Below are 19,407 nucleotides of genomic sequence, written 5' to 3' on the forward strand. Positions count from 1 at the left end.
TTACTACTTGACCTGCATTTACTTTTTCGTCTTTTTCGACTCCTATCAATTCGTTTATTATTTCTACTATTCCGATTGAGTCTATTATTCCTGCCACTATCCCTAGATGGTCTATGTTCTGAATTTCTATTTCTTGGGGTTTTAATTTCACAACAGATTCCTCCACTACTTCTAAGTACCTAAGCAAAATTAATTACACATATCTAACCCCGCTCTTGCCTCTTGCCTATCTTCACTAGGAAATTAATTTTGCACGACTACTTATTGTAATCAATTATTTCTTGTTTTCTGAACAATTATTTTTTTCTCTTGAATTTTCTCTTTCTCGCTCCATACCCCTTTTAATGCTATATATTCTCATTAACCCTTTTAACCTTTGAATTAATTTTAGTTATTATGTACTACTTTAATGGCTTTTTTGATCTGTGACAGTTGAGGGTGCGGAATGTGGGTTCTAATGCCCATTCATTAAACATTTTTAACAAACTCTGCCAGTCAACTCCCATCATTACCCTTCTAATTGTTGAATAGGATGGGACTCTTTCTGGAATTATGTTAAATTCTTTACTGAGCCTGTGCCGATTATTTTTAGCAAACTCTCCTAGCTTTCTATAACCTGAGTATCCTAGCATTGTTCCCAGTATTATTACTACTAATACTATCCATAAAGGGTGTCTTTTTCCTTTATCTTTCCGAAAGTCCTTGACTTGTTTCAGTTTTTGTATTAAGCTCAACATATATTTGAAAGGTTGGCGGTCACTCCTCATTTTACCTGATAGTGATCGCTTTTACTTTTGATATTCTGATGGGAGAATGAATCAACCCTACCTTGATAAGGGGGGTGCCGATAGGCGGGGGGATCCCCCCTTAATCCCCCCTTGATAAGGGGGGTGTCTGATAATTTTTAACGCCTACCTACTTAATCAACGCATGGTGACAAATTCCTCGGCAGCACTGGGATGAATGCCGACAGTGGCATCAAAATCGGCTTTTGTCGCCCCCATTTTTACGGCAATGGCTACTCCTTGAATAATTTCGGCGGCGTGATCTCCCACCATGTGCGCCCCAAGGATTTTACCACTTTCCTGGTGGACAACTAATTTCATCAAAGTTTTGTCCTCTCGGCCTGGTAAAACATTGTAACCGGGACGGAATTTAGACCGATAAACTTTAATTCCCGTGTCACCATATTGTTTTTTTGCTTGCAATTCCGTTAATCCCACCGTCGCAGCTTCAGGAGTAGAAAATACTGCCGAAGGAACGTTTTCATAACTCATTAACCGGGGTTTATTACCAAAGACTGTATCGGCAAAAGCTCGCCCCTCATTAATCGCCACGGGAGTTAAATTAATTTTATCGGTACAATCACCCACGGCATAGATATTATCTTCGCTGGTTTGGCTATACTCGTTGACGACAATTGCCCGATTTTTTACCTCGACATTGACATTCTCTAAGCCCAATTTTTCCAGCTTAGGGATTCTTCCAGTAGCGGCTAATCCTAGGGCATCAACAAAGAGCATTTCTGAGGTTTCTTTCCCCTGAATATGTACCTTTAAACCCTCGTCAGTTTTCTCGATCGAAGTGGGGAAAGTTTCGGGCATAATTTTAATTCCCTGACGGATCATTTCTGCTTGAATCTCATCGCGGATATCCTCATCAAACCCTCTTAAAATCTTGTCTTTACGGATTAACTGCACCACTTCTGTCCCCAATCCGTGCATAATACCGGCAAATTCTACCCCAATATATCCCGCCCCTAAAACTATAATTCTTTTCGGTTGTTCCGGCAGTTGAAACATGGCATCAGAAACTACCGTATGTTCGATCCCCGGAATATCGGGTTTAACGGGATGTCCCCCCACGGCAATTAAAATTTTATCGGCAGTAATTTTTTCCTCTCCCACCTCTAGGGTATGGCTATCAAGAAACTTGGCATAATTAGGAAAAAGCGTCACTTGAGAATTATCGAGCATCTTTTGATAAATGCCATTTAAACGGATAGTTTCCTGATTAACGGCGCTAATTAATTTTTGCCAATTTAACTGACTCTCTACTGGACTCCAACCGTAACCTTCCGCATCCTTAAATAGTTGAGGAAAACGACTAGAATAAACCATTAATTTTTTGGGAATACAACCACGATTAACACAGGTTCCTCCCAAGCGATCGTATTCTGCTAATCCCACTTTTGCCCCGTATTCGGCTGCCCGTCTAGCGGTGGCAATACCCCCAGAACCACCACCAATCACGAATAAATCAAAATCATAACTCATAAAAATATCCTCGCGAATGTATAGAAATTTGACGGCATCAAAAAACTTTCTGGGCAAAAAGGGGAGCGAATATCTCGGATCAATCCCTAACCGAATCTATCGAGTAACTAGCACAATATAGTCACGAATGCTGCTAAATTAGAGCCAATTTGACTACTGCCAAGATTTAATTCTATGCTAACACGCCGATCAAAATTATCTTTTCTCTTGGGGACTTGTTCCCTATTTCTCTGGGTAAACCATCCCCTCACCCTCGCAAACCCCATCAGTCAAGACAATTTCCCCCCTTCCCAGTTTATCTGTCCAGCAGACTTAGCCACCAGGATCGATCGCATTTTAGACCGACCCGATTATCAAGGCGCTTATTGGGGAATTTTAGTAAAATACCTCAATTCTCAGGAAAATCTCTATAGTCTTCACGAAAATAACTTTTTTACTCCCGCTTCTACTGCGAAATTATTAACCACTGCCGCCGCTTTCAGCAAATTTAACCGCGATTATCGTCTGAAAACCCTCATTTTAGCCCAAGGCAACCCCCCCGATTTAGAAACTTTAACCTTAGTCGGGAGGGGAGATGCCACCATAACCACAGAAAAGTTAGAAAAATTGGCAGAAAAGTTAAAAGCAGGGGGAATTAACTCAATTTATCGCTTAATTGTCGTTGCTAGTCCTTTTGTCGTCTCCGATAGTCAAAAAACTTGGGAATGGGAAGATGTCTTTTTTGACTATGCAGTTAGTGCTTCTAGCTTGGTTTTAAACGAAAATTCCGTCACTTTAAGGCTTTTACCGCGACAATTGGGGCAAAGCTTAGATTTACAATGGTCTGATCCCATTGCCGCTAAACAATGGCTAATTGAGAATCAAACCAGCACTGCAGCGCAAGGAAGCCCGAATAATCTGGCAATTAAGGGCAATTTAGCCAATAATCGCCTAATTATCACTGGTTCTCTGGCTATTGATAGTCAAGATGATTTTAATTTAGCTATTCCCCAACCTTCGGAGTATTTCCTTAATCGCTGGCGTAATATCCTTGAAAAAGCGGGAATTACCGTTAAAACCGCCGAAATTAGCTCAGAAATTCTCGGCGATGAAATCACCAATTTAGAATCAGAACCCCTAGCATATTTGGTGGAAAAAGTCAATAAAAATAGCGATAATTTACTAGCCGAAACCCTACTACAAATGCTCGGCGGTGTGTCGGGATTGCAAGAAACTTTAACAAAACTGGGAATTAACAGCGATAGTTATAAAATCGGCGATGGTTCGGGGCTATCACGACAAAACCTGATTAAACCCAATACTTTAGGTCAAATCTTACAACTAATGGCAGAAAATCCTGATTATCGTCGTTCTTTAGCCATTGGAGGCATTGATGGCACTTTAACCAATAGATTTCGCCAGACTCCCATAGAAGGACGATTACAGGCAAAAACCGGGACTTTAACCGGAGTTACCGCTCTCGCCGGTTATCTAGAAACTGAGGACAATCAACCCCTAATCTTTAGTATAACCGTCAATAACAGCGATAAACCCGCCACTACCCTCAGAAACGGCATCGATGAGGTGATTTTGCTCCTAGGACAGTTAAAACGCTGTTAATCTTTAGGAGCCGGGAGATAGGGAGATGGGGAGATAGGGAGATGGGGAAATTTCAGCTAAATTCCCCCACTACCCCAACACCCCACTACCCCAACACCCCAACCCGCAACCAATTCGATCGAGCCATTTAAGTAGGGAAGCACAATTATTTGTAGGATGGGTTAGCGGTAGCGTAACATGAGCGGGGGTTGGGTTTCATGCTTCAACCCAACCTACGTTCATCTTATATTTAATTCCACCCACCCACTTAATCACAGAAGCTTGTATACTTTTGTAAAAATTGCTTCTAGCTGACCTGTAGATTAATCGAGGGAGTATTGATATATGTATATAGTTCAGGTTGCCTCCGAGTGCGCCCCGGTGATTAAAGCTGGGGGATTGGGGGATGTGGTATATGGATTGAGTCGAGAATTAGAAATTCGCGGTCATTGCGTGGAGCTAATCCTACCCATGTATGATTGTATGCGCTACGACCAAATTTGGGGCTTACACGAGGCTTATCGCGACCTGTGGGTGCCTTGGTACGGTGGCGCAATTCACTGTAACGTTTTTTGTGGTTGGGTACACGGGCGCTTGTGTTTCTTTATTCAACCCAATTCGGGGGATAATTTCTTTAATCGCGGTACTTACTACGGTTGTAAAGATGATAATATGCGTTTTGCCTTCTTCTCTAAAGCCGCTTTAGAATTTTTGCTCAGAAGTAATAAACGTCCCGATATAATTCATTGTCACGACTGGCAAACTGGTTTAATTCCGCCCTTACTTTTTGAAATTTATAAATATCATGGTATGGGCAATCAGCGCGTTCTTTACACCATCCATAACTTTAAACATCAAGGATTTGGAGGTGCAGAAATTCTCTGGGCAACAGGATTAAATAACGATTCTTATTACTTTAGCTATGCCCGACTGCGCGATAATTTCAATCCTTTTGTGATTAATTTTATGAAAGGTGGCATCGTCTTTTCCAACTATTTCAATACCGTCTCACCTCACCATGCTTGGGAAGCACACCACACCGATGTTAGTTATGGTTTAGGTCATACAATTCACCAGCATCAACACAAATTTACTGGCATTCTCAACGGTTTAGATTACAATATCTGGAACCCGGAAGTGGATAAATTTATTCCTGCACCCTACGGTGTTGATAGCTTCTCCGAGAAGGCACGCAATAAGAAGGCACTGCGAGAAAGACTCTGGTTAAGAGATGAGGCAGAAAAACCCTTAATTTGTTATGTCGGTCGTTTAGATGACCAAAAAGGCGTACATTTAGTTCACCATGCCATGTATTATGCCTTAGCTCGCGGGGCGCAATTTGTCCTCTTAGGTTCCGCCACCGAATCGTTAATTAATAACTGGTTCTGGCACGAGAAAAATCACCTCAATAATAACCCTGATGTTCATATTGAATTGGGCTTTAATGAGGAATTATCTCACCTCATTTATGCGGGGGCCGATATGATTGTGGTTCCCAGTAATTTTGAACCCTGCGGACTGACACAAGTAATCAGCTTAAAATATGGAACCGTTCCCATTGTCCGGGGAGTTGGTGGTTTAGTTAATACGGTTTTTGATCGCGATTATGATACCTATCACAAACCCGAAGAACGCAATGGTTTTGTCTTTTTTGATCCCGATAATAATGCCCTCGAATCAGCCATGTCCCGGGCATTGGAATTGTGGTACACTCAGCCAGAAGAATTCCAAAAATTAGCGATTCAAGGCATGGAATGCGATTACTCTTGGAATCGCCCCGGGGAAGAATACGTTGCCCTCTATGAAATGATTCGCCACAAATAAACTGTCTTGTCTCTAGCAATTCCCTGGCAGTTGTCAACAGAAATTCGAGGAATAGATTTGTTGAAATTTCCAGGGTAATTGCTTTAGTTTTGACCGACTCCTAACCCCACCAACAAACTTTTTTAGTAAACCCTACCTAGTAGAGCAGAAATGTTAACTTTGCTTGGTATTCTTGGGTGAGGGGATGACTAACTCCCAAAATCTGAAATATGGCTAACATGGCTTTTCTTGCGCCATCCTGACGATATTTTCTACTTTCTCCCACCAGGCTGATCAGTTTATCTAAAGCGGCGGCATAATCTTCTTTTAAAGCGAAATTAATCCCAGCAAAAAATATCAGATCGAGGGGATTATTTTCTGGTTTTAACTGTTGGAATTCTAGGATAGTTTTCCAACCTTTGATAACAGGATTTTCCTCTTTAATAGCACTGATTAATCGATAAGCGTCTGACCATTTTTCTAGACGCATGAGAAATTTTACCGCCATAATAATTAATCGCTGTTCGTTGGGATATTTAGGAAAAAGACGATCAAATAATTGTTTGGCTGCGGGCAAATTATCGAGGGCGATCGCTTCTTGTATTTCTGCTAATCCTGTTTCTAATTCCGATTGTAAATCCAGACGGGAAAATAAGTCTCTAATTTGTTCTTCTGGCAAAGCACCGACAAAACAGGGTAACACTTCTCCCTTGCTGACAATTCGCACATCGGGAACTCCTTCCACATCGTATTGTTCGGCTAATTGGGGATTTTTATCTATATCTATTTTGGCTAGGATAAAATTATATTCACTTGCTAGTTTTTCTAGCATCGGTTTTACCAATTTACAGGGTCCACACCAGAGAGCATAAAAGTCTAAAATCACTGTATTTAGATAGGATTTCTCGATCACTTCACTGTCAAAATTTGTCCCATCTACCTCGATAGAATATCCCATCTATTTCTCCTCTAATAACTTATTTTTCAGCTAGTTTTGTCTCACTTATCTCTTTTACCCAAAGGGCTAATCCTCCCCCTCGTCCCCGGGCTGCTATCATTGTTTCTGTGATCAGAAAATAGGCAAAAAATGCCTGTTTTTTGATACTTTCCTGATAAAAATTTGCTTCACTTACCTGGCCATTTCTAATAAAACCAGAATAGAGAGAGCGATTAAATAGGGTTAGGTTGAGCCGGGTAAAATCAAAGGCAAGAAGACGGGTTTTAGGAAAAAACTTAACTGGACCGCTTACAGATAGTTTTACTGCCCCTAAAAATATCTGATTGCTGACGCTTCCAGAGATAAATTCTCCCGGTTCTAAGCTCTCATTTCTTTGGTAAGAGATGGTAATTTTTAACCAGGATGGTAGATAGCGCCCCTTACCCAAAACAATTCCCGCTCTCTTTTTCGCTTTTTGAGTTCCCGTGATAAAGTATAATCGCCAAGTACCGACCAAAGCCTCAAAAGTAAGATTTTCTTTAGTTTTTTTATGGTTTTTTTCTGTTGCTAAGAGAAATTCCAGCAATTGAGAAACAGGGGGGCGATTATTGTCGTCAAGTATTAGGGGTGAGTCGAGATTTCTAACCATGATTTCAGACAGTGCCAAAATATTTTAACTGAAGCTACCGAACTCGAAAAAGCGAGCGATAAACTGGTTGACCTTTATTATAAGTGGACTTTTCCCTCTCCGTCGCTACGGGGAAAATATTTTCCGCTAACCAGGGGGTTTGATGTTGCCGAACAAAATGGGGATGTGCTTGAAATCTCTCCGTCATTTCCAGGGCGATCGATTCCACATCCGACTGTAAAAAAACCCAGCCTCCAGATACCATATATTTAGCCAAAGCTATGACTAATTCCGGCTGCACGACTCGACGCTTACTGTGACGCTGTTTAAACCAAGGATCGGGAAATTGAATCGACACCCGAAATAACTTATCTACGGGCAAAGATTTCAGTAAAATTTCTGGGGTAACATTCATATTGCCAAAAACAAAAGCGAGATTTTTTAATCCTAACCTTTCCCGTTCCTGATTCGCTTCAATTACCAAAGGTTGACGAATTTCAATCCCCAAAAAATTAATTTCTGGATATACTTGGGCCATTTGTAACAAAAATTTACCTCGCGCACAACCAATGTCAAGATGGAGAGGTGGTGTCATATCCTGATAAACTTGATTCCAATCGGGGGGAGCGATCGGATGGCGATATTTATGACTTAAGGGATTGACGTGCTGACGAACGCGAACTTTAGCCAAAGATATTTTCTCCTCATTTCTCCTCGATCAATCTAGTTTACCGATATTTAGCCCAATTGAATGCGATGAATTTCCGTTTCGCCATTCTCAGCGATCCTCATATCGCTTTACCCACCACCATTTTGAACCATTCTAATCGCTTTCATCTGGTGGAAGTGAGTATTCCCGCTTTAAAAATTGTTTTAGACCATCTCATCACCCTTAACCTCGATTTTCTGCTGATTGCTGGCGATTTAACCCAAGATGGTGAACCAGAAAATCATCGTTGGTTAGCCGATTGTTTAGCCACTTTACCCTTTCCCGTCTATGTGGTGCCGGGTAATCATGATGTTTTGAGTTTAACCGCAACAGAAAACCAGATCGGTTTAGCAGATTTTCCCTTTTATTATCAACAATTTGGTTACAGGAATCCCGAACAAATATACTACCAAAAAGAAATTTTACCCGGAGTGCAATTAATCGGTCTTAATTCTAATCAATTTGATGAGCAAGGTAAACAAATTGGTAGTTTAGATGCAGAACAATTGCATTGGTTAAAACAGACTTTACCCGCGCTAAAAAACGATCTGGTTATGGTGATGATCCATCATAACGTTATCGAGCATTTACCCGGACAAAGCAATCATGAATTAGGTAAACGCTATATGTTGGCTAATGCGGTAGAACTGCTCGATATACTAGAGGAAAACGGCGTAAAATTGTTGATTACTGGCCATCTCCATGTGCAGGATCTGGCTTTTAGTAGAGGTATCTATGAAATTACCACCGGTTCCCTCGTCAGTTATCCCCATCCCTACCGGGTGCTAGAATATTGCGAAAACACGGTTGAATTAGCCATAGAATCCTTTCATCTGCAAAATATACCCGGATGGGAGAATTTACCCGCTATTTCTCGGCAATGGTTAAGCGATCGCTCTTATCCTTTTATGATGCGTTTGTTAACCTGCCATCCCCTCAATCTTCCCGTGAGTCTAGCGGAGGAATTAGCCCCGAAATTAGGAAATTTTTGGGCAGATGTGGCTAAAGGTGACACAATCTTCGATTTTAACGATTTTCCGCCCCTAGTACGCCGTTATTTCTACGCTTTCAGTGCCATCGATCCCCTCGGTAATCCTCATTTTATCGACAATCAAGCTGTAATTAGTTTCAAGCATCAGTTTACTTATCAGCACTCAGACTTGCTGGTAGAGTTGAGAGAATAGCTGCAATAAATAATTAACTATAGCTTATAGTTATGGTACGCAGACGCTATCTTGGCAGAAAATATCAAAAAAAATCAATGGAAGCACTTAAAAAGGAATTTAAAAAAATCGGTTCTCTTACCCTGTTTTTTTTCTTGGCTTTCGGTTATATTCTTCTGATCATGAAATTATTTCTGGAAGAGTATTCGATTACCACCTACGTTTTGGGTAAAGCGATCGTAGGAGCGATCCTTGCGGCAAAAACCGTGGCCATTCTCGACGCAGCCATGAAGCTAGAATGGTTAGAAAATCGTCCCCGTTACGTTAGTGTTCTGTATCGAACCTTTGTTTATACCCTAGCAGCACTGATTCTCGGCTCGATCGAGGGTTTTCTGGAAGCTTATCGGGTAACGCGGGTAATTTCGGAGGCAATGGCCAAATTTTGGCAAAGGGAAAGTTTCTCTCAAATCCTTGCGGTTACTCTCTGTCTCGCAGTGGTTTTTTGTCTCCACAATCTCTGGCACGAAATCGATCGCTATTGGGGTAAAGGCAAATTGAGAAAATTTTTTCTCGATCGCTCCTAGAGTAGAGCAGTTATAGCGTTTTTCACTCTGCTGAGGTACAAAAGTTATGGGTTTTAGGCAAAAGGCAACAGGCAAAAGGGAAGAAAAACAAGTGTACCTCACTAGCTTAGGAAACGCTATATCTTAATGGTGAGATAGGAAGTTTTCCGGCTCTCTTAGGTTTGGTGGGTAAAATGTATTCTAAGATACATTCTCAAGAGCGAGGGGGTGGAACGAACCACAAAGACACAAAGGACACAAAGATTGATCGATCATATAGTAAGTTAAACTTATCACACAGAACCTAGAAGAGCTGTTTTCCTTTTGGGGAGTCGGGAGACTCCGAGACAGGAGACAGTCTTGAATCATTTATCAGATCTGAGTTTTCAGTTCACTGATTACTGATTACTGATTACTGTTCACTGTTCACTGAAAATACACCCCACACCCCACTTAAGAAGTATGTACGATCGCCCTATCTTTCGCGAGCAACCCCTGCTAGGATAAAATACGGGTGAAAAATTGCTAATCCAAGGAGTACAGACGTGATTGAACCTTTAGTGCTAGGGATTGTCCTAGGCTTAATTCCCATTACCCTAGCGGGTTTGTTCGTTGCCGCCTATTTACAGTACAAACGGGGCAATCAATTCGGCTTAGACTAAATCTATCACGCCAATCCCCCGAATTGAGACAATCTCCCGTCAAGCTAGGCACTAGACGGGAGATTTTCAACAGGACAAATTTGCCCCTTAACAGATTGTGGCTGCCGGCGTTGCCATCCCTGCAAAATTCATCTGTCTTGGGAGAGCGATCGCCAAAAAAGCAAGAACTAAACGGCTGTTAAACTAGGAAAACGAATGACAGTCTCCGTATATTCGGGAACCCATCCGGCGGTAGTGGTGAAGTAACGCACTGCTTTAACTCTTTTACTGGCAGTGAGGTGAAACCAGTGTTCGCTATGGGCGGGAACATTGATATATTCTTGAGGTTGAATAGTTAATTCTCCCTGAGAACCATCGGGAAAGACAAAGCCAAAAACCCCCTCCCCATCAATGATATAACGCACCTCATCGTCAGCGTGGGTGTGACAGCGCTCGAATTTTGCCAGTAAAGTGTCGAGATTGGCAATGTCGGGGTGTAAAACGATTAAATCTCTGGCTTGATAACCCGCTTCTTGCTTTAGTTGCTCAAAATAACCGTCTAAGCTGGTTAAAACTATTTCTTTTTCTTCGTCAGTCAGAGAAGCTTCCTTAAGTAGCTGACGGGTGGCTTCGTTTTCGATCGGCCAATAGTTTAAAGTAACATTTAATTTGGCCAATTCCAGACTAATATCGGCTAACTGGGTATAAGTTGTCCCATTCTCTAAGCGTAGTATCGCCATTGGTTATCATCCTCAAGATTACTTTTTCCATTTTAAAGTTTTCCAGAGGCAAGCCGCTCGATTTTTTGCCCCTCGATCCCTTGCCAGTTCCTAGGATTTTCTGCTCAAAAATGCTATTATGTCCTATATATGGGGAATTAGCTCAGTTGGTAGAGCGCTGCGATCGCACCGCAGAGGTCAGGGATTCGAGTTCCCTATTCTCCATTTTCCAGAGATATTAACCGCTTTTCAAGGTTCAAGAAAGATTATGAACCAGTCTCAACTTCCCAAAAAGGCGTTACTTTTATTTCTGGGGAGAATAGCAGAGGATTACTGACAGAAAAGCTAAAAGACTTAACTTGTGGGGGTAATTTTCCTTGAAAAAATGCCATTAATTCCTGAGCATTTCTCGGTAAATGACTAAGGATAACTCCATTAGCTGAATTATCTTGAACAAAGCGAAAATTGGCTTGAGTTCCATCGAGATAATTAACGTTAATTATCACGGGAGGGATTCTAAATATTTTTTTGATTATTTTACCAAACCAAGAATATTCAAATTTAACTTGAACACGAGTAATCCCACTATTACGAGTAGGTAATTCATAGACTTGATCCCAAGTAATATTAGTAGTCTCTCCTAGAGGGGTTGGACTGCAACGACTGATATTTCGTTTTTCTAAAAGATAAAAGTTGGTTTTGATTGCGGGGACTTGGAAGGGTGAATTTACCGAGTCAAGTTGATAATTACAAACCACATAGGAAAAGGCTTTAGGTTCATCAAAAAAAGGATGTCTGCCATCAATAGATTGAAAGTGATAAATCAGATAATCTCTGGGAGATTTAGATAAGCTTTGGTAATTTAGTTCATCCAGTTTTTCTGTATAAGCAGAATAGGATTGAATAATCGGCCGCGGTTTCCAATTAAGCTGATTGCCCGGAATAAGTGAAAATTCCCAGGGAATTATATCAATAGTTTTGCCTTGCACTTTTCCCAGCACAGAATCGGGTATTTTGGTAGCGGTAGCAATGACTTGTAAATTTTGAGTTGTACTCCTTTCACCTCGCATTTTTAATTCTCTGGGATTAAGCATAGAGGAAATGACAACCCCAATATTATTAGCCACCCTATCGGGACTGAAATTACTCCACTGGCGAGCATTTTCCAATATAGTCCAATTAGGACTAGAGGTGATAATAATACATCCAAAAAAAATTATTCCCCAAGCACAATAAGCAATTTTCTTAAACCGAGATTTTTTAATAATTGTTGTATAAAGAGAAGCTAAGACAATAACCACAAGTGTAAAAACAACAACGTGAGCATCTTGCCGAACAAATCCATGCTTAAATGACAAAAATATGGGAAAAATATAGGCAATAGCCAGACTAATTTTTTGGTCTATAATTGCCAGCAACATTAAAAGCAAACTTACGGCAAAGCAGAGCAAAGCAATTAGTAAACGCGGGTAATTTCCTACAATACTCATCGCACTGGAATAACCAGAAGAAATTTGCCAAGAATTGCTTAAATATCCGATGAGAGAGGGGAAACTATTTAGATTAATTGTTTGGAGGAGAAGTAACCCATAAAGCCCATAAAATACTAACAGAGGTAAGAAGTTAAGCAATTGGTTCTGATTAAATAGAAGATAGATTCCGCCTTTGATACCCCTTGCCTCTCTTAATAAGGGGGGTGCCGATAGGCGGGCAGATCTGACGATAAACCAGAGAGTTAAAGCTACTCCTCCGGCAATGCAAAAATTAACTATAATGTGAATAAAGGCTCGGTTAGAGGCAGCTGGATAGAGAAAAATAAAAGCAATGGAAGGAATGCTTAAAGTTAAGTTAATACCAGCGAGAACATTTTTTATAACTATCGATGGTGACTTCTGAAAATATCCCCGAACAATATTAACGATTATGTAGATAAACAGGCTGCCTGCTAGATAAATTCCTAGAGTTAGTTTTGTGAGTATAGAGAACCCAGTGATTATGCCAATAGCCATAGCTAAATAATTGATATACTTTTGAAAAAAGTTATCAAAAGACATGAGTATCAGGAGGATAAATATTATCTGATAATCAACAGTAAAGCCGATACTGTTGTAGGGATTTCCTACTAGGGTAGCAAAAATAATTGACAGCACAAAAACTATTTGATTGCTATAGTCCTTAATAAATAATAATCTGAGAATAACTACTGCTAATAGACAAAGGTGTATCAACCAGCGAAAATAGATAATTTGGGAAAAGTTGTGATTTAAAGATGTGCCATGAATGAGATAGCCTAGTGGTCCATAGGTGAAGATAATATCTTGACCAAAAATTAACTGTTTATGGGCAGCATCACTAATAGCAAAAGCCCAAGAAGCATCTAAACCAATTTCTAACCGATCAATAATAGGCAAATTTGCCAGAAAAAAGTAGGCAGTAATAATAATTAGTATTCCCTTGACGAATACAGGTAAATCGAGAGATTTTTTGTGCATAATTTTTGAGTTAAAAAATTCCTTTTAATTCCTTCTCGTGATTATAAATCCAATCAAAAATATCTTGGATTAATTTTCTACCGTCTCGCTGGGGTTGCCATCCAGTTATAGAACTGATTTTGCGGGAATCAGTGATAAAAATTGGCATATCTCCGGTGCGATTTTCGGGAATTGCCTCAATCATTATACTATTGCCCGTGATTTCTTGACATAGTTTTGTGGTTTCGCAAAGAGACAAGGAAAAATCTTGCCCACCCCCCACATTAAAAGTCTGCCCTTTGAATTGTTCTAAATTAGCAATCTGAATATCGATTAAATCAAGTAAATCAGCTACATGAAGAAAATCTCTAACCTGTTTCCCCGTACCCCCATAACCGATATATTTTAAGGACTTCTGAAAGTAATGATTAGCCACCCAAAGGGCAAAAACTCCCTGATCAACTTTTCCCATTTGCCAAGGACCGGTTAAAACTCCACAGCGATTAATTAAAGTTCTTAATCCGTAGGCATCCCCATATTCATTAATAATCAGTTCCGATGCTAACTTAGTGGAACCGTAGAGAGAACGGGGCAAATCTAAGGGAAATTGTTCACTGATACCAAAAGCAGAAACCCCAGGTAAATCTTGCTGTTCAGATAACTGAAAACGAGTATCTGTTTCTGTATAGTTTAATTGATTAAGATAGGCGATAGGATAAACTCTGCTGGTGGAGAGAAAAATAAAATCTGCTTGGGTTTGTCTAGCTAATTCTAAACAGTTAATCGTTCCAATTAAGTTAGTTTGCAAAACGTAGCCAGGAGAAGTATAACCAGCTAAAACGGAAGGTTCTGCCGAACATTCTAGGATTAAATCCACTGGCAAAGCGGCTGCTTCTAAGTCTTCCGCATTTCTGACATCTCCATGAACAAATTCAATTCCCGCCTGTTTAAGACGGGGAATATTCAACTCGGAACCGCGACGTTTTAAGTTATCTAAGGCGATAATTTTCCAATCGGGATAACGTTGGGCTAATCCTAAACCTAAAGAACTACCTACAAAACCCGCACCACCAGTAATTAACACTTGTCTAGTCATAATTGTACAATCTTGATTAGTATTTGTCGGTTACTTTGAATCACTGTATTGTCAGTAATTATCTAGGTTTGGTGGCTTTGACAAATAGCTGCCCACCCAAGAAATTCCAGAAAATAGGGAATTTTAAATAAATTTTGAGTAAGGTGGGTGAAGCGAGTCTTCCTTTCGTAGAAAATGGTAGAAAACGAGGAATTAAAGTATCGATTCTAAAACCCATTGTTTCCAATAACTCCTTTAAAGAAAGGTGAGTTATTGGTAGTTTATGATCAATAAAATCATAGTATTCTTTATAAGAATACTTAAAATTAGGTTGAATCACTAGAAGTGATCCTCCTGGTGTTAAAATGTCATAACAAAATCCCAAAACTTCGATTAATTCTTCCGCACTATTTAAATGCTCGAAAAAGTTGGAGATAAAAATTTTATCAAATCTTATATCAAGTTTTTGCTGCTCATTAATACTGAGAATATTGAGATTTAATACCGTTACATCAGGATTAGCAAAAACTTTTGCATCAGGATTAAGATCGATTAAGTATTTATTTTTAGAACGAATTTGATTAATAAATTCACAGTAACCTCCACCAATATCTAAAACTGTATCATTGACAGTAACATAATTTTGTAAAAAATTATTAACCAAAACTTTCCAAAGAGCTAATTTTGCTTTTCTTTCTTGAGGATTAAAGCGACTTTCGTAAAGTTTCTTTAAGTATTCCATTTGTCGGGTTACTTGCTCGTCTAACATGGTTTTAACCTCTGAATTTATTGGTTACTTTTATCTGATTTTTTGGACAGGTTTGCGCTTATAGTCGCCTCTAGAAAGGTATTTTTCTAACCAGATAGAGAGAACTATAAATAAATAACGACTACCCATTTCCTTGAGTTTTAACTTGGAAATCCCCGTGGTACGATTGCGCCAAGTGATGGGAATTGTCGTGTAGGAATATCCTCGCACGATTGCTTTTAAGGGCATCTCTACTGTTAAATTAAAATGGTGAGACAGTAGAGGTGATATTCCTTCGATAACCTCCTTACGATAGATTTTAAAGGCATTAGTGGTATCATTAAATTTTAGCCCAAATAAAACTTGAATGAAGAGATTAGCCAAACGATTGACGAATAACTTGTGTATGGGATAATCAATAACTTTTCCTCCCCTGATAAAACGAGAACCAAAAACGCAATCGTAGCCTTCTTGGAGTTTATAATAATAGTCCACCATGTTATCGGGAGAGTCGGAATTATCTGCCATTACTACCGCAACTGCATCACCGCTAAAATTTTCTAATCCACAGCGTACCGCAAAACCAAAACCGTTGGGATAATAGTTATTGATGTAGAGAATGCGGGGATTTTCTTGGTTGATTTTTTTCAGAACTGCTTCGGTGTTATCTTTGCTATTGTCATTAACAACTAGGATTTCATAATCAATTTTATCCTCTTCTAAACGTTCGGATATTAAGTGAGCAGTGCTTTCGATGCAATCTTCTTCGTTGTAAGCAGGGATAATTATTGATAGGGTTTTTACTGCATAGTTATCCCTTGATTGACGTGGGTGAGAGTAACCGTCCATCTCGAAAGCTGGTGCTAATCCTTCGGGATAGTACATTTCTGTCTCATTAGTCTTATTCTTAGGTTTAAAAATTAGGCTATCACTGGCGACATAATTAATACTAGCTCCCAGTAAAACCCCAATCATTGTGTTGACTCCGGGGCTAACTCCTAGCCAGTTTAAGAATGGAAATACCAAAAAAACTCGCAGTAAAACTGCTAAACCTGCCGAGAGATGATAGAGAGGAAGTTGTATCAAAATCACATCTCTAATTGTCCAATCTCCCCCAGTCCACACCCAGATTCTATAGATAAAGAAACTAGCAATTAAAGATATTTCTATCGAAATAACATTAGCAACATTCTTCAGAAATGGGGTATTAAATCCTAAGTCGTCAATGAACCAATAAATGAAGAATAAGTTGATTAAAAATGCCACTCCCCCAGCAATGAGAAATCGAAAAATTTTATTGTTGTAGATTTTAGTTAACATAAGGAACTCAACCCAATATAAATTACAGATAATTATCTCTTATTTACCGTGTCTTGTTGTGTATGTATCACAACGTTTGTTAGAAAAAACGGGCTTGTCATTAGGATTATACAGGCTATTTAAATATTTTTTATCTTCTCGGTTTTCTCTTGTTTTGCGGCAAAAAACTATCGCCTCAACTTGATAATTAGCTCTTGATAACTTATAGAGAGCATTTTTTGATTCTTCCTCACTTGCTTGATTATGAATCATTAAGGCACGACGTTGACTATAGTAGGGTATCAATGAACTCCAATAATCTCCGTAGATTAACAAAACACCTTCAGGAGAAGTAACAGTTTGGACTTGAGAGGCAATTTCTAAGTAACTGTCACCATGCAATTTTGTCGGATACCAGAAAGCTCGGTAAAATTGCAGTTGTGATAACAAAATCAAAGCGAGGAAAAACCAGCCTACAGACTGCAAAATTTTCCGTTTTTTTTCTATTAATACCATGATGGTAAATCCAGAAGCACCGAGGAGAAAGATAGCATTAGCATAGGGATAATAGTTATGAACAAAATGCAAATTGGTAAAAATGGCAACTGTCAATATAAATAGTAAACTTAAGCCATAACTTAGTAACTTTTTTGAGGTGAAAATTGGTAATATTACTAAAGCCATAACGCTGATTATCAATCCGCCAAAAACGTCATTTAGAGTCCTAGTTAGATAATTTCTCCACTGTGACCGAGATAATTTTTGAGCGATCGTTCCAAAGTTCCAATCTCTCAAAGCTTTCGAGGTGATAAAATCTGCTGCCATGGGATTGAGTAGCTTTTGGGCATCGGTAAAGTTAACCCAAATTTTGGCTAGAAGGAAGGGTATGATTATAAAAACAACGACCGGTATCAATAAATCTTTTGCTAAATTACGAGATGACTCTTTCTTAACCCAATTAGCACCTATCCAGACACAAGCTAAAATTAAAAATCCAGCCATAGTCGTTACTTTAGTCAGACTGGCGGCGATTCCACAAAGACAGGCTAGTAAGGCAAGAATTGGCGATTTATAGCGAAAATAAACAGGAATACAGGCAAGATAAGCTAAAGAGAAAAATAGGGCGGTTGATTCAATCATGAATGTTCGCGACCAAAACAGATAAAGAGGACTGGCTAAAAATAAACTCAAAAACAGCCAACGGAAAGCTCGCGCTACTTGTAAATAAGATAGGATTACGTATATAGGAATCAAACTTAAATAAAAGAAAAAAGCACTCACAAATCTACCAGTTTGATCTATCGGTGTCTGCAAAAGCTTAACTAAAATAGCCACTATTCCTTGATAGAGCGGAAACTCCAGCGGAATTGACCAAGGCACTCCTAAAACAGGGGTTTCATAGGCTAACCAAGGACTACCTTTGAGTAAATAAAAAACCGAGATGGCCGTTTGAGTTTGACGAAAAGCGTGGACATCTATCAAAGGATTATTCCAGCCTCCGCTAATCCCCCAAAAACTATGGATTAAGCAAACTGCAAAAATTAAAAACAATATTTTCTCAGTCCATTTATTTTCATCTGACTCAGTTTTTTCGCTCGGAAATTTAAAAGCAAGCATATTTGACCATCTCCAGTTTTTTAAACCCATAGACGCACAGACCCAGATAGTTTTGACATAGTAATCTAATGATCTATTATAACCAACGGCTAACGTTTTGACTAAAAATCTCTTTGAGAATATCCGTTACTGTGTAGGTTAACTGCCAATCAGGATAATGATTTTTAAACTTACTCACATCAGAAATCCACCAGATATGATCACCAATGCGATTAGTCTCCACATACTGCCAGTTTAACTTTTTAGCCGCAATCGCTTCACATTCTTGAATAGCTTCTAACATGGAACAATTACTAAAGCGACTACCACCGATATTATAAACTTCTGCCACTCGCGGAGTCTGATAAAAATGATAGAAAGCATTGACGAGATCGTAACTATGAATATTATCCCGTACCTGCTTACCCTTATACCCATAAATACTGTATTCTTTGCCAATCATCGTACATTTCATTAAGTAGGATAAAAACCCGTGTAATTGGGTTCCCGAATGACTTGGACCGGTTAAACAACCACCGCGAAAAGAGGCAGTTTTCATCTCAAAATAACGCCCGTATTCCTGTACTAACACATCCGCTGCCACTTTCGAGGCACCAAACAAAGAATGTTTACAAGCATCAATACTCATCAACTCGTCAATACCTTGAGCAAAATAAGGATGATTTTCCGAGATTTCCCAACGTAATTTTTTTTCTACTAAAGGTAATTCATTCGGTCTATCCCCGTAAACTTTATTGGTGGAACAGAAAATAAATACTGCTTGGAGACAGTGTTGACGAGTATTTTCTAATAATACTAAAGTTCCGTTAGCATTGACACTAAAATCCATATAGGGATCCTTAGCTGCCCAATCGTGGGAAGGTTGCGCCGCCGTGTGGATAATTAAGGATATATCATGACTATAGGTTTTAAATATAGCTGCAATAGCTTCATGATCGCGAATATCTACAGCGTGGTGAATGTATTTATCCCCGTAATCTTGGGATAATTTGGCTCGATTCCACTCCGTTGAAGCGTCTTCGCCAAAAAATACCTGACGCATATTATTATCGATGCCAACGACAGTATAACCCCGATCACAAAAAAACCTCACTGATTCGGAACCGATTAAACCAGCAGAACCGGTTACTAGAACGATCGCCATAACTATATCCTGAATTTTTTGCCTAGTTGTTCAGAA

The 19,407-nt window shown here is 39.4% G+C and carries 17 protein-coding genes, 1 tRNA gene and 1 pseudogene; 6 read left to right on the top strand and 13 right to left on the bottom strand.

Annotation, left to right across the window (positions count from 1 at the left end; all coding sequences use genetic code 11):
• The 3 genes and pseudogenes from IQ224_RS04425 to gorA all read right to left on the bottom strand — a co-directional run.
• Positions 1–151: DUF4277 domain-containing protein (locus IQ224_RS04425; protein WP_194032607.1), on the bottom strand; the 151-nt coding region annotated here is incomplete at its 3' end.
• 301 nt (positions 152–452) lie between these two features.
• A pseudogene (locus tag IQ224_RS04430) lies at positions 453–737 on the bottom strand (transposase family protein); the annotation flags it as partial.
• 186 nt (positions 738–923) lie between these two features.
• The gene (gene gorA / locus IQ224_RS04435) at positions 924–2,276 is read right to left on the bottom strand and encodes a glutathione-disulfide reductase (RefSeq protein ID WP_002745279.1); all 1,353 of its coding nucleotides are present in this window, start codon (positions 2,274–2,276) and stop codon (positions 924–926) included.
• 174 nt (positions 2,277–2,450) lie between these two features.
• Here gorA and dacB point away from each other — a divergent pair, with 174 nt between their 5' ends.
• Positions 2,451–3,875 carry a D-alanyl-D-alanine carboxypeptidase/D-alanyl-D-alanine-endopeptidase gene (gene dacB, locus IQ224_RS04440; RefSeq protein ID WP_194032608.1) on the top strand — a complete coding sequence of 475 codons (1,425 nt, stop codon included), beginning with the start codon at positions 2,451–2,453 and terminating at the stop codon, positions 3,873–3,875.
• A 324-nt stretch (positions 3,876–4,199) separates the two neighbouring features.
• Complete coding sequence (glgA, locus tag IQ224_RS04445; RefSeq protein ID WP_194032609.1) at positions 4,200–5,678, top strand: glycogen synthase GlgA; 1,479 nt, start codon at positions 4,200–4,202, stop codon at positions 5,676–5,678.
• A 136-nt stretch (positions 5,679–5,814) separates the two neighbouring features.
• Here the strand turns inward: glgA and IQ224_RS04450 are convergent, their stop codons facing one another.
• Genes IQ224_RS04450 through trmB form a run of 3 tightly spaced genes read right to left on the bottom strand, consistent with a single transcriptional unit; the run spans position 5,815 to position 7,913 of the window.
• The gene (locus tag IQ224_RS04450; RefSeq protein ID WP_194032610.1) at positions 5,815–6,615 is read right to left on the bottom strand and encodes a tetratricopeptide repeat protein; all 801 of its coding nucleotides are present in this window, start codon (positions 6,613–6,615) and stop codon (positions 5,815–5,817) included.
• A 19-nt stretch (positions 6,616–6,634) separates the two neighbouring features.
• The gene (locus IQ224_RS04455; RefSeq protein WP_194032611.1) at positions 6,635–7,243 is read right to left on the bottom strand and encodes a hypothetical protein; all 609 of its coding nucleotides are present in this window, start codon (positions 7,241–7,243) and stop codon (positions 6,635–6,637) included.
• Between the two features lie 34 nt (positions 7,244–7,277).
• Complete coding sequence (trmB, locus tag IQ224_RS04460; protein ID WP_194032612.1) at positions 7,278–7,913, bottom strand: tRNA (guanosine(46)-N7)-methyltransferase TrmB; 636 nt, start codon at positions 7,911–7,913, stop codon at positions 7,278–7,280.
• 65 nt (positions 7,914–7,978) lie between these two features.
• Between trmB and IQ224_RS04465 the strand changes: the two genes are divergently transcribed.
• The 3 genes from IQ224_RS04465 to petG all read left to right on the top strand — a co-directional run bounded on the left by IQ224_RS04465 (position 7,979) and on the right by petG (position 10,319).
• On the top strand, positions 7,979–9,115 hold the full coding sequence (locus tag IQ224_RS04465) for a metallophosphoesterase (protein ID WP_194032613.1): 1,137 nt from the start codon (positions 7,979–7,981) through the stop codon (positions 9,113–9,115).
• Positions 9,116–9,192: 77 nt separating this feature from the next.
• The gene (locus IQ224_RS04470; RefSeq protein ID WP_002745265.1) at positions 9,193–9,678 is read left to right on the top strand and encodes a hypothetical protein; all 486 of its coding nucleotides are present in this window, start codon (positions 9,193–9,195) and stop codon (positions 9,676–9,678) included.
• Positions 9,679–10,202: 524 nt separating this feature from the next.
• Positions 10,203–10,319, top strand: a complete 117-nt coding sequence (gene petG, locus IQ224_RS04475; protein WP_002738052.1) for a cytochrome b6-f complex subunit V — start codon at positions 10,203–10,205, stop codon at positions 10,317–10,319.
• Positions 10,320–10,486: 167 nt separating this feature from the next.
• On the opposite strand, the gene IQ224_RS04480 is transcribed toward petG, so the two are convergent.
• Positions 10,487–11,038 carry an acireductone dioxygenase gene (locus tag IQ224_RS04480; protein ID WP_002745261.1) on the bottom strand — a complete coding sequence of 184 codons (552 nt, stop codon included), beginning with the start codon at positions 11,036–11,038 and terminating at the stop codon, positions 10,487–10,489.
• A 131-nt stretch (positions 11,039–11,169) separates the two neighbouring features.
• On the opposite strand from IQ224_RS04480, the gene IQ224_RS04485 reads away from it, so the two are divergent.
• Positions 11,170–11,242: transfer RNA gene (locus tag IQ224_RS04485), tRNA-Ala, on the top strand.
• 41 nt (positions 11,243–11,283) lie between these two features.
• Here the strand turns inward: IQ224_RS04485 and IQ224_RS04490 are convergent.
• The 6 genes from IQ224_RS04490 to IQ224_RS04515 form a co-directional block, all read right to left on the bottom strand.
• Positions 11,284–13,509, bottom strand: a complete 2,226-nt coding sequence (locus IQ224_RS04490) for a hypothetical protein (protein WP_002745257.1) — start codon at positions 13,507–13,509, stop codon at positions 11,284–11,286.
• A 10-nt stretch (positions 13,510–13,519) separates the two neighbouring features.
• Positions 13,520–14,584: an NAD-dependent epimerase/dehydratase family protein gene (locus tag IQ224_RS04495; protein ID WP_002745255.1), complete on the bottom strand. Its 1,065-nt coding sequence runs from the start codon at positions 14,582–14,584 to the stop codon at positions 13,520–13,522.
• Positions 14,585–14,642: 58 nt separating this feature from the next.
• The gene (locus IQ224_RS04500; protein WP_002745253.1) at positions 14,643–15,332 is read right to left on the bottom strand and encodes a bifunctional 2-polyprenyl-6-hydroxyphenol methylase/3-demethylubiquinol 3-O-methyltransferase UbiG; all 690 of its coding nucleotides are present in this window, start codon (positions 15,330–15,332) and stop codon (positions 14,643–14,645) included.
• Between the two features lie 30 nt (positions 15,333–15,362).
• On the bottom strand, positions 15,363–16,631 hold the full coding sequence (locus tag IQ224_RS04505) for a glycosyltransferase (RefSeq protein WP_002745251.1): 1,269 nt from the start codon (positions 16,629–16,631) through the stop codon (positions 15,363–15,365).
• Between the two features lie 39 nt (positions 16,632–16,670).
• Positions 16,671–18,227 (bottom strand): glycosyltransferase family 39 protein, encoded by a 1,557-nt coding sequence (locus IQ224_RS04510; protein WP_194032614.1) that lies wholly within the window; start codon positions 18,225–18,227, stop codon positions 16,671–16,673.
• Positions 18,228–18,303: 76 nt separating this feature from the next.
• The gene (locus IQ224_RS04515; RefSeq protein WP_002745248.1) at positions 18,304–19,371 is read right to left on the bottom strand and encodes an NAD-dependent epimerase/dehydratase family protein; all 1,068 of its coding nucleotides are present in this window, start codon (positions 19,369–19,371) and stop codon (positions 18,304–18,306) included.
• Between the last annotated feature and the right edge of the window lie 36 nt (positions 19,372–19,407).

It is taken from the genome of Microcystis sp. LEGE 00066, assembly GCF_015207925.1.
Lineage (GTDB): Bacteria > Cyanobacteriota > Cyanobacteriia > Cyanobacteriales > Microcystaceae > Microcystis > Microcystis ichthyoblabe_A.

Excerpts from the sequence above, each read along its gene's own strand:
- gorA (WP_002745279.1), bottom strand. The coding sequence starts at position 2,276 with ATGAGTTATGATTTTGATTTATTCGTGATTGGTGGTGGTTCTGGGGGT.
- dacB (WP_194032608.1), top strand. The coding sequence starts at position 2,451 with ATGCTAACACGCCGATCAAAATTATCTTTTCTCTTGGGGACTTGTTCC.
- glgA (WP_194032609.1), top strand. The coding sequence starts at position 4,200 with ATGTATATAGTTCAGGTTGCCTCCGAGTGCGCCCCGGTGATTAAAGCT.
- IQ224_RS04450 (WP_194032610.1), bottom strand. The coding sequence starts at position 6,615 with ATGGGATATTCTATCGAGGTAGATGGGACAAATTTTGACAGTGAAGTG.
- IQ224_RS04455 (WP_194032611.1), bottom strand. The coding sequence starts at position 7,243 with ATGGTTAGAAATCTCGACTCACCCCTAATACTTGACGACAATAATCGC.
- IQ224_RS04465 (WP_194032613.1), top strand. The coding sequence starts at position 7,979 with ATGAATTTCCGTTTCGCCATTCTCAGCGATCCTCATATCGCTTTACCC.
- IQ224_RS04470 (WP_002745265.1), top strand. The coding sequence starts at position 9,193 with ATGGAAGCACTTAAAAAGGAATTTAAAAAAATCGGTTCTCTTACCCTG.
- IQ224_RS04480 (WP_002745261.1), bottom strand. The coding sequence starts at position 11,038 with ATGGCGATACTACGCTTAGAGAATGGGACAACTTATACCCAGTTAGCC.
- IQ224_RS04490 (WP_002745257.1), bottom strand. The coding sequence starts at position 13,509 with ATGCACAAAAAATCTCTCGATTTACCTGTATTCGTCAAGGGAATACTA.
- IQ224_RS04495 (WP_002745255.1), bottom strand. The coding sequence starts at position 14,584 with ATGACTAGACAAGTGTTAATTACTGGTGGTGCGGGTTTTGTAGGTAGT.
- IQ224_RS04500 (WP_002745253.1), bottom strand. The coding sequence starts at position 15,332 with ATGTTAGACGAGCAAGTAACCCGACAAATGGAATACTTAAAGAAACTT.
- IQ224_RS04505 (WP_002745251.1), bottom strand. The coding sequence starts at position 16,631 with ATGTTAACTAAAATCTACAACAATAAAATTTTTCGATTTCTCATTGCT.
- IQ224_RS04510 (WP_194032614.1), bottom strand. The coding sequence starts at position 18,227 with ATGCTTGCTTTTAAATTTCCGAGCGAAAAAACTGAGTCAGATGAAAAT.
- IQ224_RS04515 (WP_002745248.1), bottom strand. The coding sequence starts at position 19,371 with ATGGCGATCGTTCTAGTAACCGGTTCTGCTGGTTTAATCGGTTCCGAA.